This window comes from Pseudoalteromonas sp. APC 3893, assembly GCF_030408095.1.
In the GTDB taxonomy this organism is placed as follows: domain Bacteria; phylum Pseudomonadota; class Gammaproteobacteria; order Enterobacterales; family Alteromonadaceae; genus Pseudoalteromonas.
In genome coordinates this window covers 129,927-145,940 of the sequence record NZ_JASDCD010000007.1, presented here as the reverse complement: position 1 = coordinate 145,940, position 16,014 = coordinate 129,927, and the positions used below count along the sequence as shown (strand labels likewise).

Annotated in this window: 18 protein-coding genes and 1 riboswitch; of the genes, 3 read left to right on the top strand and 15 right to left on the bottom strand. The window is 41.4% G+C overall.

Features of this window, described 5'->3' with window-relative positions; genetic code table 11:
• Together nrdR and glyA are read right to left on the bottom strand one after the other, a co-directional pair.
• Positions 1-450: a transcriptional regulator NrdR gene (nrdR, locus tag QMA12_RS11075; protein WP_054552576.1), complete on the bottom strand. Its 450-nt coding sequence runs from the start codon at positions 448-450 to the stop codon at positions 1-3.
• A 116-nt stretch (positions 451-566) separates the two neighbouring features.
• The gene (gene glyA / locus QMA12_RS11070; protein WP_087530963.1) at positions 567-1,823 is read right to left on the bottom strand and encodes a serine hydroxymethyltransferase; all 1,257 of its coding nucleotides are present in this window, start codon (positions 1,821-1,823) and stop codon (positions 567-569) included.
• A 278-nt stretch (positions 1,824-2,101) separates the two neighbouring features.
• Here glyA and QMA12_RS11065 point away from each other — a divergent pair, with 278 nt between their 5' ends.
• Entirely contained in the window at positions 2,102-2,467 is a 366-nt protein-coding gene (locus tag QMA12_RS11065; RefSeq protein ID WP_290210208.1) for a hypothetical protein, read from the top strand.
• Between the two features lie 129 nt (positions 2,468-2,596).
• Here QMA12_RS11065 and nagP read toward each other — a convergent pair whose 3' ends face one another.
• From nagP to yaaA, 4 genes are all read right to left on the bottom strand, one after another.
• Positions 2,597-3,898, bottom strand: a complete 1,302-nt coding sequence (gene nagP / locus QMA12_RS11060; RefSeq protein ID WP_290210207.1) for an N-acetylglucosamine MFS transporter NagP — start codon at positions 3,896-3,898, stop codon at positions 2,597-2,599.
• Between the two features lie 317 nt (positions 3,899-4,215).
• Positions 4,216-4,404, bottom strand: coding sequence for a DUF1289 domain-containing protein (locus QMA12_RS11055; RefSeq protein WP_087530966.1), 189 nt, complete (start codon positions 4,402-4,404; stop codon positions 4,216-4,218).
• Between the two features lie 167 nt (positions 4,405-4,571).
• The gene (locus QMA12_RS11050; protein WP_087530967.1) at positions 4,572-5,483 is read right to left on the bottom strand and encodes a mechanosensitive ion channel family protein; all 912 of its coding nucleotides are present in this window, start codon (positions 5,481-5,483) and stop codon (positions 4,572-4,574) included.
• A gap of 104 nt (positions 5,484-5,587) precedes the next feature.
• Positions 5,588-6,367: a peroxide stress protein YaaA gene (gene yaaA / locus QMA12_RS11045; RefSeq protein WP_087530968.1), complete on the bottom strand. Its 780-nt coding sequence runs from the start codon at positions 6,365-6,367 to the stop codon at positions 5,588-5,590.
• 224 nt (positions 6,368-6,591) lie between these two features.
• On the opposite strand from yaaA, the gene tal reads away from it, so the two are divergent.
• Complete coding sequence (tal, locus tag QMA12_RS11040) at positions 6,592-7,542, top strand: transaldolase (RefSeq protein ID WP_087530969.1); 951 nt, start codon at positions 6,592-6,594, stop codon at positions 7,540-7,542.
• Between the two features lie 190 nt (positions 7,543-7,732).
• Positions 7,733-7,921: a DUF3545 family protein gene (locus QMA12_RS11035; protein WP_087530970.1), complete on the top strand. Its 189-nt coding sequence runs from the start codon at positions 7,733-7,735 to the stop codon at positions 7,919-7,921.
• A 49-nt stretch (positions 7,922-7,970) separates the two neighbouring features.
• On the opposite strand, the gene ung is transcribed toward QMA12_RS11035, so the two are convergent.
• From ung to QMA12_RS10990, 9 genes are read right to left on the bottom strand one after another with little or no spacing between them, the layout of a single operon-like run.
• The gene (gene ung, locus QMA12_RS11030; RefSeq protein WP_290210206.1) at positions 7,971-8,633 is read right to left on the bottom strand and encodes a uracil-DNA glycosylase; all 663 of its coding nucleotides are present in this window, start codon (positions 8,631-8,633) and stop codon (positions 7,971-7,973) included.
• A complete protein-coding gene (locus QMA12_RS11025; RefSeq protein WP_290210205.1) occupies positions 8,630-9,487 on the bottom strand; it encodes a cobalamin-binding protein in 858 nt (285 codons plus the stop codon). The genes ung and QMA12_RS11025 overlap by 4 nt, the downstream gene beginning before the upstream one ends.
• Positions 9,487-10,086, bottom strand: a complete 600-nt coding sequence (cobO, locus tag QMA12_RS11020; RefSeq protein ID WP_087530973.1) for a cob(I)yrinic acid a,c-diamide adenosyltransferase — start codon at positions 10,084-10,086, stop codon at positions 9,487-9,489. Before cobO ends, QMA12_RS11025 begins: the two co-directional genes overlap by 1 nt.
• Before the next feature lie 11 nt (positions 10,087-10,097).
• Positions 10,098-11,573, bottom strand: a complete 1,476-nt coding sequence (locus QMA12_RS11015) for a cobyric acid synthase (protein WP_290210237.1) — start codon at positions 11,571-11,573, stop codon at positions 10,098-10,100.
• Complete coding sequence (gene cobU, locus QMA12_RS11010) at positions 11,573-12,097, bottom strand: bifunctional adenosylcobinamide kinase/adenosylcobinamide-phosphate guanylyltransferase (RefSeq protein ID WP_087530975.1); 525 nt, start codon at positions 12,095-12,097, stop codon at positions 11,573-11,575. The genes QMA12_RS11015 and cobU overlap by 1 nt, the downstream gene beginning before the upstream one ends.
• Positions 12,094-12,903: an adenosylcobinamide-GDP ribazoletransferase gene (locus QMA12_RS11005; RefSeq protein ID WP_290210204.1), complete on the bottom strand. Its 810-nt coding sequence runs from the start codon at positions 12,901-12,903 to the stop codon at positions 12,094-12,096. The genes cobU and QMA12_RS11005 overlap by 4 nt, the downstream gene beginning before the upstream one ends.
• A gap of 3 nt (positions 12,904-12,906) precedes the next feature.
• Positions 12,907-13,968, bottom strand: coding sequence for a nicotinate-nucleotide--dimethylbenzimidazole phosphoribosyltransferase (gene cobT / locus QMA12_RS11000; RefSeq protein ID WP_290210236.1), 1,062 nt, complete (start codon positions 13,966-13,968; stop codon positions 12,907-12,909).
• Positions 13,968-14,978 carry an iron ABC transporter permease gene (locus tag QMA12_RS10995; protein WP_290210203.1) on the bottom strand — a complete coding sequence of 337 codons (1,011 nt, stop codon included), beginning with the start codon at positions 14,976-14,978 and terminating at the stop codon, positions 13,968-13,970. The genes cobT and QMA12_RS10995 overlap by 1 nt, the downstream gene beginning before the upstream one ends.
• The gene (locus QMA12_RS10990; protein ID WP_290210202.1) at positions 14,962-15,783 is read right to left on the bottom strand and encodes an ABC transporter ATP-binding protein; all 822 of its coding nucleotides are present in this window, start codon (positions 15,781-15,783) and stop codon (positions 14,962-14,964) included. The genes QMA12_RS10995 and QMA12_RS10990 overlap by 17 nt, the downstream gene beginning before the upstream one ends.
• An 86-nt stretch (positions 15,784-15,869) precedes the next feature.
• Positions 15,870-16,001, bottom strand: a riboswitch (cobalamin riboswitch).
• Positions 16,002-16,014 lie beyond the last annotated feature (13 nt).

Below are 16,014 nucleotides of genomic sequence, written 5' to 3'. Positions count from 1 at the left end.
CTAATCGCCTAAACGCGCTATTTCTTCGCCAAACTCACGTATATCTTCAAACGAGCGATACACAGATGCAAAGCGAACATAAGCTACTTTATCGAGTTTTTTTAATGACTCCATAATGCATTCACCAATTAAGTGACTCGAAATTTCACGTTCTCCGGTGGCACGTAGCTGGGATTTAATAATATTGACCACTTCATCTACTTGCTCAGTGCTAACAGGGCGTTTTTCTAGCGCTCGGTGTAAGCCATTGAGCAGTTTGTCTTCGTTGAATGGTTCGCGGCTGCCATCTTGCTTTATTACTCTTGGCATCACCAATTCAGCCCCTTCAAAAGTGGTAAAGCGCTCATGGCATTCATTGCATTCACGGCGACGGCGAACTTGGTGACCACCACCAACTAAACGTGAATCTATCACTTTGGTATCTTTTGCGGTGCAAAATGGACAATGCATAGGTGTCTGCTTCCGATTCAAAAAACTAAAAAGGCCGCTTATGGGCGGCCTTTATAATAACAAAAAACATCGCTCTTGTTATCTAAATTACTGTTTATATACTTAAACTAATTAGATTAAGCGTAAACAGGTAATTTTTTACAGATAGCTTGAACTTTCTCTTTTACTTGCGCTTGTACAGACTCATCATTGATGTTGTCTAGTACGTCACAAATCCAACCAGCAAGCTCTTTTGATTCAGCTTCTTTAAAGCCGCGACGAGTGATTGCAGGTGAACCAATACGTAGGCCTGAAGTAACAAACGGTGAACGCGGATCGTTTGGTACCGAGTTTTTATTTACGGTGATATTAGCATTACCAAGCGCTGCGTCAGCATCTTTACCAGTGATATCTTTATCGATTAAATCAAGTAAGAACAAGTGGTTCTCTGTTTTATCAGATACGATTTTATAGCCGCGCTCTTGCATTACTGCAACCATAGCTTGGGCATTTTTAACAACTTGTGTTTGGTATTCTTTAAATTCAGGTTGAAGTGCTTCTTTAAATGCCACTGCTTTTGCAGCAATGATATGGCATAAAGGACCACCTTGGCCACCAGGGAATACTGCGCTGTTAAGCTTTTTGTAGATAGCTTCATCGCCACATGCAGAAATGATCAAACCACCACGTGGGCCTGCTAATGTTTTGTGCGTCGTTGTTGTTACAACGTGAGCATGAGGAACTGGGCTTGGGTAAACACCTGCAGCGATTAAACCTGCAACGTGAGCCATATCTACAAATAAGTAGGCACCGACTTTATCAGCTATCTCACGGAATTTAGCCCAATCAACGATACCAGAGTATGCTGAGAAGCCACCGATAATCATTTTTGGTTTGTGTTCAAGTGCTAACGCTTCAACTTGAGCGTAATCGATTTCGCCAGTCGCTTCATCTAGTCCGTATTGGATTGCATTGTAAAGTTTACCTGAGAAACTTACATGTGAACCATGCGTTAAGTGACCACCATGAGCTAAGCTCATACCTAGCACTGTATCGCCAGCTTCTAAAAGCGCTAAAAAAACAGCTGCATTCGCTTGTGAACCCGCATGTGGTTGTACGTTTGCGTAATCAGAACCAAATAATTCGTTTGCACGGTCAATAGCCAATTGCTCAACCACGTCAACGTGCTCACAACCACCGTAGTAACGCTTGCCCGGGTAGCCTTCTGCATATTTATTTGTAAGCTGTGATCCCTGCGCTTCAAGTACGCGTGGGCTACAGTAGTTTTCAGAGGCAATTAACTCAATGTGCTCTTCTTGACGTGCAGTTTCTTTATTGATTGCTGCAAATAACTCTGGATCAAAATCCGAAATATTCATGCTACGTTCTAACATGGGGGCTCCTAGGGCAACGTGTATGGTATTTTTGAAAGGCTGAATTATACGCTGAAAACGTCAATTTGCCTATGCTCTTATCTTGAACATATTTAAACAGGGATTGAAATTAATTCACAGTGTTTTTGTAATGATATTTTTTTATAGAAACATAAAAATTACTAATAAACAAAACGACTAGACATTTATAATTTAAATATGTTAATAAATTGCTTTGGCTTCTACTTAAGGTACAATCAATAATTAAGTTACAGTCAAGGATGATGGTACGAAGTATTATGATCGCTAAACCTATATATGAATCAATTCCCTATTTAAGCTTTCTCTTTGGTGCAGGTTGTTTACTTATCGGTAATTCTTTTATTAGCACTTTATTGGGCATTATGATGTTTTTTTATGGTGCGAATATCTGGCGTTTACGCTCAAACGCGCGCCGTGTTGATCATAAAGTAAATCGAATCAGAGTTAAAAAACACTATTACTACTATGAATTCAAACCTTTTATATTACTCACATTTGGTTTATTGATAATACGTTGGGTGCCACATCAATTAGCAACTATTGCAGGGGTAATCATTTGCTTAATTGCGCTATTAATTTTAGCTCTTCGAGTATTAAACAGGCGTTCCCGCTCTATGGTTTAATATGCTAGCTTTATAGACCAAGAAAAAGCGCGGAATAAACCGCGCTCTTGGGAGCTTACAAACTTTCTTAGCTAACTTTACTCTCGCTAAAACTTTACTCTCGCTAACCTTGCTGTCACCAGTTCCTCTCTATTTCCAACTTCTCATTTTATGACCCTTCAAAGCATAGAATAAGATGAATATATAACTTGGAATCATCACAACATAAGCACCTTGCGGGCCAAGACCAACGACATTTCCTAGACCAATCAATAATGGGCCTAACGCGCCACCAGCAATACCCATAATAAGTAAGCCAGAAGCAGTGCCCGTTAAGCGCCCAAGCCCTGCCAGCGCTAAAGGCCAAATAGCAGGCCACACCATGGCATTCGCAAAGCCAAGTAATGCGATATATAAAAGTGGGTCTGGTAATTCAGGTCCGCCAAACGGTACTAATAATAAGTTAGCAATAATAAATGATTCATTACTACCTAGCACAACAGCAAGCACAGTGACAATACCTGCAACTCCAGACATAACAAGTGCATTTTGCTGCGACATAAAACGTGGAATAAGGGCTATACCAATGGCGTAACCAATTAACATACACGCCATAGTGTATGAGGTCATTACAGAGTAGTCGGCTACACCTATTTGTAACGCATAAGAACCAATGGTATCCGCGGCAATCACTTCCACAGCCACGTACAGTGCGATACCTATTACACCAAATACTAGGTGAGGATGTTGTAAGGCTTCTTTTACTTCTCCTTTGCCACTGCCTTCAGACTCTTCGAAGACTAAATCAGGTAATGGTGCAAATTTAGCAAAGAGTGCAAACAATAGAATAAAGCCAGCAATAGCTAGGTAAGGCAAGATTAAACTGTTCGCCATCGCATCTTTTTGCGCTTGCGATAATTGCTCTCCGTCGGCAACGACACCACTTACTACTACTGCTGCAAAAATAACAGGCACGATAACCCCAGCAAATTTATTTAATAAGCCCATAATACAAACACGTACGGCAGCTGATTTCTCAGAACCCATTTTTACCACATAAGGGTTAATCGCTGTTTGCAGGATTGTTTGTCCCACGCCAATCATTAATTGAGCAAATAAGAATATTTCAATCATTTGCAGCTTTGCTGCAGGGATATACATTAATGCAGAAGCCGCCATAACGGCACAACCTATCGCCATCCCATTTTTATAGCCAACACGCTTAATAAGCATTGCAGATGGGATGCCTGCGACAGTTACGGCAATATAAAATGAAGAGATAATAAACGAAGCTTGTAACGGAGATAACACCAACATTTGTTGTAAAAATGGAGTAATTGCACCATTAAGCCAGGTTATACACCCTAAAATAAAGAACATTGATCCTGCCAATGTCATTGGCAGCCAAATACTGTGCTTAGTATTTGCTTCTAACTCGACGGTTGCTTCCATAGTTTTATCTCAACAGTTTTTTAATTAATTATTTTAGCTTTGAACTCATTATATTTATCTAAAATCCAGCCACTGCAAACTAAAATCATTTTTTTCACAATAAATTAATCATACACCAACAAAAATGACAGCGCTATCATTTTACATTAAAGTTACTCATAAACGACTTCCACTGCAGCTTAAAACAGTAAATAAACAATTATTTACAATAATTCAGATGAATTCTGGAATTATATTTTTGAAAAGTTTATATCGTGCACAAAAGAATTTGCTCAAAGAATATGTTGATTAGCTCATCCTGAGCGTCGTTAGAGTCGTTATTTTTTTGCTGCAGCTTTACGCGCTTGGCATGTTGCAAGTATTTTTTTCTGTCGGCTGATTGAAGCGCTATGCCATTCAAGTATTTCCTCAAGGCTGCGAAAACAGCCAATACAAATATCTCTACTATCTAAGCAGCAACACCTAACGCAGGGATTTTTCGGATAAAATTCATTATCATCACGCAAACTAACCCCCCACTATTCACAATTAAGTTTACCTAACTTTAGTTTGAATTAAGTCATGTGTCAGTTAAATCGTCTGCATCAATGCGTGTAAATTAGTATTAAGGTTAAGTAAAAAGTACATTATACAAAGCGCATGCAGGCATACGCTTTGTATCTATTAAGCGAGTTTAATCTTGGCTATCCTGTTTGTGACTAATCATGGCATCGAGTTTTTCACCCCCTTTTATACCAAAATCAAGCGTGCGAATTGGGAATGGAATACTGATATCAGCTTCTGCTAATGCTTGTTTAACGGCAACAACCGCTTTGTGCCTTACGGTCATAAAATCAGCTTCGCCGGGGTATTTTATCCAAAACCATACTAATAAATTAACGCTGCTATCGCCAAATCCTTCAGCGTATACAGCCGTTTCGTCTTGCTTAATCACAAAATCGAACTCATTGATTTTTTTAACTATCGCTTCAGCAGCTTGCTCTGGGTCGTCGCCATACGAAATGCCTACCGGTACTTCGATTCGGCGAACACCTAAGGTGCTGTAATTACGTAACACATTGCGAAAAAGGATCTTGTTAGGCACTAGAATTAATTGGCCATAAAAATTTTCAATCAGGGTATTACGTAAGTTAATTGATTTAACCGTACCAAAAGCATTATCGGTTTTAATGACATCGCCCGTTTTAAAGGGTTTTCGAATACCCATGGCGATGCCAGCAATGAGATTTTCGGTCATATCCTGAAACGCAAAACCAATCGCTAAACCAACAATACCGGCACCTGCAAGCAATGAAGTAACCGTGCCTTTTAACCCCATAAAATCTAGAGCAATAAATACCCCAACACATAAGACGACCATCTTGAAGATGGAAGCCATTAAATCGGCTATTTGCTTGGAGTCTAACGATCTGCGTAAAACCTTACGCACCATGGAACCTAAAAAGCGCGCAAGAATTGAAAATACAATGGCAATCAGTACTGCGACGATAAAGTTAGGAATATGACTTATAACAATATCAAACCAGCCTCCGAGCTTTTCTTCGATAAGCTTTTCGGCTTCACTAATTGAAGGGATATTTAGCATGATTGATCCTGAAAACTATTATTTAATAATCAGGTCATTGCAAAATAAACGCCAAAAATAAAAAACCACGCATTTGCGTGGTTTATTTAAAGCTTAAATGTCGCTTAATTTTGCTCGTCGCGTAAAAATACAGGCTCAAGTTCTTTAGTTGTGGCTTCTTCACTAAAATAGTAACCATCCACTGTAAACTGTTTCAGTTGGCTCAATTGAGTTACTTTATTTTCGATAATATAACGAGCCATTAAGCCGCGCGCTTTTTTGGCGTAAAAGCTGATAATTTTGTATTGACCATTTTTACAGTCTTTGAAATGTGGTGTGATGATTTGCGCAGATAAGGTTTTTTTATCAACCGCTTTAAAATACTCATTAGATGCAAGGTTGACTAAGTATTGACTATCTTGCTGAGCTAAAACTGTATTTAACTTCTTGGCAATAATACTGCCCCAAAATTCATATAAGTTTTTACCACGGCTATTATCAAGCTTAGTACCCATTTCAAGACGATATGCTTGCATTAAATCTAGCGGCTTTAACAGCCCATAAAGGCCCGACAAAATACGTAAATGGTTTTGTGCGTAGTCAAGTTGCTCAGCAGTTAGTGTATCTGCCGCTAAACCGCCGTATACATCACCGTTAAAAGCGAGTACCGCTTGTTTAGCATTTTGTTCAGTAAACGGCTGCGCCCATTCACTAAAACGGGCAGCATTGAGCCCTGCTAGCTTATCGCTGATTTTCATTAAGCTACTAATTTGTGCAGGTGTAAGCTCACGGCACACGCTCATCAGCTCTTCACTGTGCTCTAGCAGCTCAGGATAACTGAATTTCTCTGTAGTAGGTTGGCTTTCAAAATCTAAATTTTTTGCAGGTGAAATAACAGTGATCATAGTTAGCTATTGACTTGTAAATTATTTAATGTCAATTTCAACATTAAATGAAACGAAATGCACGTTTTGTTTAGTCCTACCTTACTTTTGCGCGACAAAATTTGCGTTGCGCCTTCGTTCTTTACTGATACGGACATATGACCTATCAAGCGCTGTCACAGTGTTGCAGTATAAGGTAGTTACAGTAGATTTTCTTTTAACTTGCTTGGAATGAGGAAAAGCAAATGACTTCAGCTCTACAAAGGCTCAAACAACATTCTTCTATCGTAGCCGACACCGGCGATATTGAAGCGATAAAAAAACACCAACCAGAAGATGCGACTACAAACCCATCTTTACTTCTTAAAGCCAGCGAGATCGAAGCGTATAAGCCTTATTTAGATAAAGCATTTAGCTATGCTAAAGAAACCGAGCAAGATGCCGCCAAACAACTTGAACTCGCTTGCGATTACTTTGCCGTATTATTGGGTAAAGAAATCAGCGAAATTGTACCGGGTTACATCTCTACCGAAGTTGACGCGCGTTTATCATTTGATACCCAAGCAACTATCGATAAAGCCCATACTTTACTTAGCCTGTATGAAAAAGAAGGCGTGAGCAAAGATAAAATTTTAATTAAAGTAGCTTCAACATGGGAAGGTATTAAAGCCGCTGAGCAACTAGAAAAAGAAGGCACTAAATGTAACCTTACTTTATTGTTTAGCGATGCCCAAGCACGCGCCTGTGCCGATGCAAACGTATTTTTAATCTCGCCGTTTGTGGGCCGTATTTTAGATTGGCATGTTGCTAACGGCATGGAAAAACCTACTGATCCGCTACAAGATCCAGGTGTTCAATCTGTACGTAGCATTTTTGAATTTTACAAACGCCATGATTATAAAACCGTGGTTATGGGCGCAAGCTTCCGTAACACTGGCGAAATTATCGCGCTAACGGGTTGTGATAAGCTAACTATTAGCCCTAACCTGTTAGAAGACTTAGGCAACCTTGAAGGCGCGCAAGAATATTTACTAGAAAGTGATATTCCTAAAGAGCCAAAACCTGAGCCACTTACAGAATCGCAATTCCGCTGGTTGCATAACCAAGATGCCATGGCGACTGAAAAACTGGCTGAAGGTATTCGCTCATTTGCTGATGCGCAAGAGCAATTAGAGGCACGTTTTAAAGCGATGTAACTCTTTAAAGATAAGTAAATAAACACTTACTGTATAAAACGCCACTCATGTGGCGTTTTTTATTTTCCCCGCGTATAGAATTTAATCTAGCCATCACATTTATGTAACATTACCGTCACTTTTTTATTCTATTTTAGTTTGGCCTGTGATATAGGTATTTCCGAGGTTCAAAATTCAATAGGAGAAGTTCATGGATAGCCTAGACGATATTTTAGAAATATTAGAAGGTCCTAGTACAACAAAAAAGACCTCTCAGAAGAATAAAAAGAGAAAGTGGCGCGAAATCGAAGCTTTAAAAGATAAGCAACGTTTACGCAAAGAACTACAGGAGTTAGACTATTTTGCAGACAACATTGCAATTGATGAGCTAGATTTTTAACTTAAAAAAATAGGCCGCATGCTTCACAGCTAACGGCCTTTTTTAATTCTTACACTTGCCAATTTATAGCGGCTTTGCCTTGCTGCTGGAGTATCTCATTGGCTTTAGAAAAGTGCTGACAGCCAAAAAAGCCTCGATGCGCTGAAAGCGGTGATGGGTGAGGGCCGTTTAACACAAAGTGCTTGGTAGCATCTATGCCTTTGCCTTTCTTTTGCGCATGCGCACCCCACAAAATAAACACCACGCCAGTTGTGTGCTCATTAATATGATTAATCACGTTATCAGTAAATTGCTCCCAACCTAAATGCTTATGTGAGTGCGCTTGTCCTTGCTCCACGGTCAGTACGGTATTTAGTAAAAATACGCCCTGCTCAGCCCAGTTTTGCAAGTGACCATGTTGCGGTACCGCAAACCCTGCAATATCAGTGGCGAGCTCTTTATAAATATTTTTCAGCGATGGCGGCAATTTAGTAACTTCTGGCAGTACTGAAAAACACAAACCATGAGCTTGTCCCTCACCGTGGTAAGGATCTTGCCCTAAAATAACCACTTTAATATCGTCAAGCTCCGTTGCTTCAAAGGCACTAAAAACCTGCGGCTCTGGTGGGTAAACTGCAACCCCTTCACTGCGCCTTTGAGCAACATAAGCAAGCGTGTCTTGCATATAAGGTTTGGCGCATTCGGTTTGTAAAAATGTTTGCCACTGACTCATTGTACATCCTTTAAAACAGCTCTTGATTGATCGATTTTATTACACATATCATCTAGCCCATCAAGCATCCGGGTGGTGAACCTGTGTAGTAAGTCGGCATTAATTTGAATAAACTGATTGTGTTTCACTGCAGGAACTTCGGGCCATTGTTGCCAATCGATAACTGGCTGTTTGTTTTTTGATTTCTCTTCTGGAAGAATAATCACCTCTGGTTTTGCAACGATCACGTTTTCAATACTTATAAGCGGATAGTCGGTGCGGCTATTGGCAAACACGTTGCTGCCATGGCAAATCTCAATAAGTTGATTAATCCAAGTATTTTTACTCACCGTCATCATCGGTTCTGGCCATAATTGATAAAACACAGCAACACTGGCTTTGCCCTGCTGTTTGGCTTTAATAGTGTCTAATTTTTGCTGAAATTCAGTCGCAGCATCCTTTGCCGCGTCCTCGCGGCCAGTTAATTTTCCTAGTCGTAGCAACTCATTAGGCACTTTTTCAACTTCATTGGCTTCACTGTATAAAACACTGATTCCCATACGCTCTATTTGTGCTAACTCATCAGCATGACTACTGCTATTCCATGCAAGTACCAAGTCAGGTTGAAGTGCTAACAGCTTTTCAGTTTGAATACCTTGGTGACCCCCTAAACGTGGGATTTTATTCGCCGCCTTTGGAAAATCAGCGTACTCAACTGTTCCCACAATTTGCTCGCCAGCGCCAATGGTATAAAGGTTTTCAACAATATGCGGAGCAAGCGCTACAATTCTCAGTTGTTGTTTATTAGTGCTAGCCTGTAGATTAGCACTGCCCAAGGCGAAACAAACAAATAATGCGAATCTTAACACCACCATTAGTAATCAAACCCTATTTGCGCTTTTACACCCGCATCAAATGCGTGTTTTACATTACGTACTTCGCTTACTGTGTCTGCAAGGTCTGTTAACTTACGGTGCGCACCACGCCCTGTAACAATCACTGACTGCATCGGCGGACGATTAGCAATCACCTCTAGCGCTTCTTCTAAATCAATGTAGCCATAAGTGATCATGTAAGTTATTTCATCAAGTAATACTAGGTTGATTGATTCGTCATTTAACATACGCTTTGCCTCTTGCCATGTAGCTTGCGCGGCGGCGGTATCTGATTCTTTATTTTGTGTTTCCCACGTGAAACCGGTGTTCATAATGGCAAACTCAACGCCCGCACCTTGTAATAAGTTACGCTCACCACACGGCCATGTGCCTTTTATAAATTGGCACACAGCGGCCTTCATACCATGGCCGACACAGCGAGTTACTGTGCCAAACCCTGATGTAGATTTACCTTTACCGTTGCCAGTGATCACTTGGAAAATGCCCTTTTCTGTTTGTGCCGCAGCAATGCGCTCATCCACTTTGTCTTTTACTTTTTGTTGCCGTTGTTGGTGTTTGTCGTTATTTGTGTCGCTCATCTGCTTGCTCCTTACCAGTTTTGGTAAATTTTAGTAATTTGTGGAATATCTAAATGCTGTTTACACATCTGGGCTAAACGCGTGAGTTGCTGTTCGCGATGTGTGTTTATATCTATATGCTGTTCAATACAGCTATTTGGTAACACCCAATCAAGTATCAGTTGGCTTGCTGCACTGCTATCAAACAAGCCATGTAAGTAAGTGCCTGCTATGCAGTTATCATCAGATATAAAACCATCATGAGTCACATTTTGTGGATGTGTGGTAAATTTTAGCAATGGTTGTTCAAGTGTAGGACCGTGACTTTGGCCTGCGTGAATTTCATACCCCACCATCTGAGCTTCACCGCCATTTAAATGCAAAATAGCCGATGCTTGCGTCAGTACTTTTTCAACCCCTAATTGAGTTGTAAAATCACCAAGTCCTAATCCTTTACAATGCTGAGCGCTTGACTCAACCCCCGCAGGGTCGTAAATATCGGTGCCTAACATTTGTAAGCCGCCGCAAATGCCGAGCACTTTACCGCCATAGCGAAGGTGGCGCTTAATTTGCTCCTCCCAGCCTTCATTTTTTAAAAAGGTTAAATCACTGATCACATTTTTACTGCCTGGGATAATAATTAGATCAACATTGGGAATAGACTGTGTGTGACGCACGTAGTTTATATCTATTTGTGGGTTTAACCGCAGCGCATCAAAGTCGGTATGATTACTAATGTGTGGTAAGAGTAAAACAGCTATTTTTATTTTCGCTTGGTTTACCTTATTATCAATAGCAACGGCGTCTTCTGCATCTAAGGTGAGATCATGCAGGTAAGGTAATACACCAAGTACAGGTTTGCCCGTGTACTCTTCGAGCCAATCAAGGCCACCTTGTAACAGTGCAATATCGCCACGAAAACGATTGATCACAAAGCCTTTTACTCGCGCTTGCTCTGACTCGCTTAGCAATGCCAAGGTGCCCACTAAATACGCAAATACCCCGCCTTTATCAATATCGGCAATAATAATGACAGGGCAATCCACCGCTTCAGCGTAACCCATATTGGCAATATCGCCAGCACGCAGGTTAATTTCTGCGGGGCTACCGGCCCCTTCTACAACCAATAGCTCAAATTCTTTACTTAATCTTTCTTGTGAGGTGAGCACAGCATCCATCGCGACTTTTTTATAGTCGTGGTAAGCACCCGCTTCCATATTGCTAATCGCTTTGCCATGAATGATCACTTGAGCGCCAGTATCACTATTAGGTTTGAGTAATACGGGATTAAAATCTATTCTTGGGGCAACCTTTGCTGCAATTGCTTGTAACGCCTGAGCACGGCCTATTTCACCGCCATCTTGTGTTACTGCGCTATTAAGTGCCATATTTTGTGGCTTAAAGGGAGCAACTTTAATACCTTGCTCTGCAAACACTCGGCACAAAGCTGCAACCAATGTACTTTTACCGGCATCTGATGTGGTGCCTTGGATCATTATTGTTTTCATCATTCACTACTTTTTAAAGTGAGCGGCAAGCCTGCCATTATAAATTCAACCCGAGCAACCTCTGCGGCAATTGCTTGATGTAGCCAGCCTGACTCATCAACAAAGTCACGGCTTAATTGCCCAAGCGGCACAATCCCGTGTCCAACTTCGTTACTGACAAAAATAACCTGTCCAGGGAGCTTACTCAGCGCTTCAAGCAATGCCTGTTTTTGCTGCGCCCAGCAGTTATTATCTTGGCATAAACAATTACTAAGCCACAGCGTAAGGCAATCAACTAAAATGCAGTTACCAGCTTTGCTATGGGCAAGTAAGGTATTTGCAAGCGTTATTGGCTCTTCAATTAGCTGCCAATGTGCTGGGCGCTGCTGTTGATGACGATAAATACGTGCTTGCATTTCATCATCATGGCCTTGTGCGGTAGCGATGTATATTACGGGTTTTTCAGTGCTTGTTGCTAATTGCTCTGCAAAGCGGCTTTTACCACTACGGGCACCACCGAGAATTAAAGTATGTTGAGGTTTCATTGTGCGCTACTCGTCATTATAACGATGAGAGTTATATAAATACTCACTTCACTAAGTTGCTGCGCTGCCCCTAAACAATCACCGGTATAACCGCCTAATTGGCGTTTAAACCAATGCATAACCATCAAACGTACGAATACTAAAGTCAGGGTTATTATTACTAATGCTTGCCAAGTAACAAGCTGGAAAATCAACGTAGCGGCAAATAAAAAAGCAGCTGTTAATAATAAAGTGACTAATCCGGTTTTAGATAAGTGCATAGCCAGTGGCTTTACTTTTGCGCTGGCATCTTCGCTCACATAATCCATACTAAAAATGATACTAGTCGCAACAACGCGGCTTAAGCATTGCCCAGCAATGATAGCAAATAACAACACACCGTTATCTTCACTTAATATCACCAAACTTTGATACTTCAGCATTAATATAATGATAAGTGCTGCAGCGCCGTATGTGCCTAAACGGCTATCTTTCATAATATTGAGCTTTTGTGATACCTGCCAGCCACCACCAAAGCCATCCCAGACATCGGCCCAGCCATCTTCATGAAAAGCACCAGTCATTAGTAGGCTCAGCGCCATCACTAACAGCACACATATTGAAACAGGTAATATAAATTGCAGGCAGTAAAACACCAAAGCATGGGCTAAACCAAGTCCTAATCCTACTAACGCAAAGTAGCGACTGGCTTGATTTAAGTGTTCGCCCGTCACCTCAAAACGAAGCTTTACCGGAATGCGGGTTAAAAAACTAACCGCTAATTGTAACAACTGCCATTGCGTGATGCTTGCTTGCGCTTGTGTCATCACTTACACCACATTATCAACTGCAGCGTCGGCAAAGCTTGCCATTTGATTATAAAAACCGAGCGCACTTTGTAGCAAAGGCAAACTTAATGCAGCGCCAGTCCCCTCCCCTAAGCGCAAATCTAATTGCAGTAATGGTTTAACCTCTAAGTGGGCGAGCATTTTACTATGGCCTTGCTCATTTGAACTATGGGCAAAAATAAAATACGCTTTTACATTGGGGTTAATTGCAATCGCGACTAAAGCTGCAGCGGTACAAATAAAGCCATCAACCAGTACTACCATTTGTTGCTCAGCAGCGCTGAGCATGGCACCCACAATATGCACAATTTCGAAGCCACCAAGTGCTGCAAGCAAGGAGATAGGATCATCTAGTTGAGTTTTATGTAAGATCAGTGCTTGCTCTACAACTTTTACTTTACGCGCAACCACCCCATCACTTACGCCAGTACCTTTGCCCACACATTCACTGGCAGGGAGTTTAAGCATTGCCGCCATAATAGCGGCTGCACTGGTGGTATTACCTATGCCCATTTCACCCAAGGCTAGAGTATTACAGCCACTACTTTTAAGCGCTAATACAAGTTGTTTAGCATTATTAAACCCTTGTTGTACCTGCTCGGTACTCATAGCCGTGTGTTGATTAAGCGGCTCGGTGATATCCCCTAAACGACAATCACGAATGTCCGTGCTGGGTACTTTCGTTAAAATACCGCAATCGGCTATTTCAAGCTGCCAGCCTAGCTGATTGCAAAACACATTAATTGCCGCGCCGCCAGCAGCAAAATTAGCAACCATTTGCGCGGTAACGTCGCTGGGGGCAATTGATACTCCTTGCGCTACAACACCATGATCGCCAGCAAACACGATTAATGTAGGCTGTTTTATAGCTGGCTGAAAATCTAAAAATGCACTCTGTATATCAATATCTTGACTAAAAATACTCACCAATTGCTGTGCCAGTGGTTCAAGTAGCCCCAGTGCTCCAAGCGGTTTAGTTTTGTGATTAATTTTATCACTGATCAGCGTATCAAATTGCCTGTTAAGGGGTTTAATAGAATACATCATTGATACACCTTTTTACGAAAACACAGCAAAGATAAAAAGAACACACTACCAATGGCCGAGGTGATCACCCCGATTGGTAGCTCTTGGTTGCTCATCACAATACGCGAGAGCACATCCACCCATACCATAAATGTACCGCCAACGAGTGCAGTCATAGCAAGGCCTGTTAAGGTTCCTTGGGATACGAAAAAACGCACTATATGGGGTATCATCAGACCCACAAAGCCAATTCCGCCACATAACGCCACCAAGAGCGCTGTAATTAACGAACTTAACACTAACATTAGCAAGCGAAAGCGTTGCACAGGAATACCTAGGGTCGCGGCACTTTCATCACCCAATAACATGGCATTGAGTTGACGCCTAAAACTCATTAATAAAATAATACAGCTGAAAATAGCTAAAGCGGGTAGCCAAAGTGCTTGCCACTGCGCTCTCGCAAAACTGCCTAAGGTCCAAAATAAAATCGCGGTGATCGCTTGAGGGTTACTAAAATAAAGCAGTAAGCTGGTAAATGCGCTGAATAAAAATGACAATGCAACCCCTGCTAATAGCATTGTTTCAACCTGAGCAGACGCTCTACGTCCTGCAACAAATACCAATAAGCACATGGTCAGCATACTACCCACAAAAGCAGCCAGCGACATTGAAAACCCAGCACTGATGCCGGTGAAGGTAATAAAACACACTACACCAAATGAAGCCCCAGATGAAATACCAAATAAATAAGGGTCAGCTAATGGATTACGGGTCACGGTTTGTAAAATCAGCCCTGCAATGGCTAACCCTGAGCCTGCTAAGAACGCCAATAACGTACGTGGCAAACGTAGCTGCCAAATTATTCGCTCAATAAACGAATCACTACCTTGGCCAAACCACTGTCCAATTACGCTGTAGTAAACATCAACAAACTTACTGGGGGCAGCACCAAAGCTCAACGCGGCAAAAATACTCAGCACACTTAATACCATGGTTAGCGGCAGTAATAGGTTATTTTTCAGTTGCATGAAGCGCTCCTGATTGATAACCATAAAAATACGTTATATGTGGAATGGATTGCGCTTTACTTTGCGGGTGGCTAGATACTTGAGCGCACACGTCAAATACATCGCTTAGCATTTTCTCTGTTATAACCTGCTGCGGCGTGCCAGATGCAACGATTTCACCGTGATCGATTACCAATAGCTCATCACATAGGCTGGCCGCTAAATTTAAATCATGAAACGATGCCAACACAGTTACCCCGAGTGATTTGGCTAATTCCATTAATTGAATTTGATATTTTACGTCAAGGTGGCTGGTAGGCTCATCCATAATCAAAAGCTGTGGCTTTTGCACTATGGCACGGGCAATTAAAGCACGCTGCTTTTCGCCACCGGAGAGCGAATCAAACGCTTGGTTAGCATGCTCAATTAAGCCTACTTGTTTTATCGCTTGGTGAATTAGCTGCTTATCACTTTGTGTGGTGCCACTAAAAAGACGTTTATGCGGGGTAAGCCCTAGGCTCACCACATCATACAAAGATAGATTAAATTGCGAAGGCGTTTCTTGTAAAACCACAGCAACTTGCTTGGCAAAATCATCAGCACTTAGTTGCCAAATATCATCTGAGCCAAGGAGCACTTGACCACATGTTGGTTTATTAAACCGATATAGACAACGCAATAAACTCGACTTACCCGCACCATTAGGCCCAAGCAAGCCAATAAACTGGCCTTGCTCAATGCTGATGTTTATTTTTTTTAGAATAGATGTATTAGCAACAGTCCACGATAAATCGTCGACGGTAAGAAGCGCTGTTGGTGTCTGCAATGTTTATCTCTGCTAGCACGCGAAAACCCAATGCAGTAAACACAAGCAAATGCTTATGAAAAAGATGAGTTTACCCGCTCAGTTATTTAAGTTGATTGTAACGTATTTAGTATCTGGCTTATCACTAATGTGGCTTACAGTTGCGGGAACAGCTGAGGACTTGCACCTCATTCCTAAATACCCCTCTATTATGAGCAGGTGAGTTTATATTTCAATTAATATCTTTCTAGA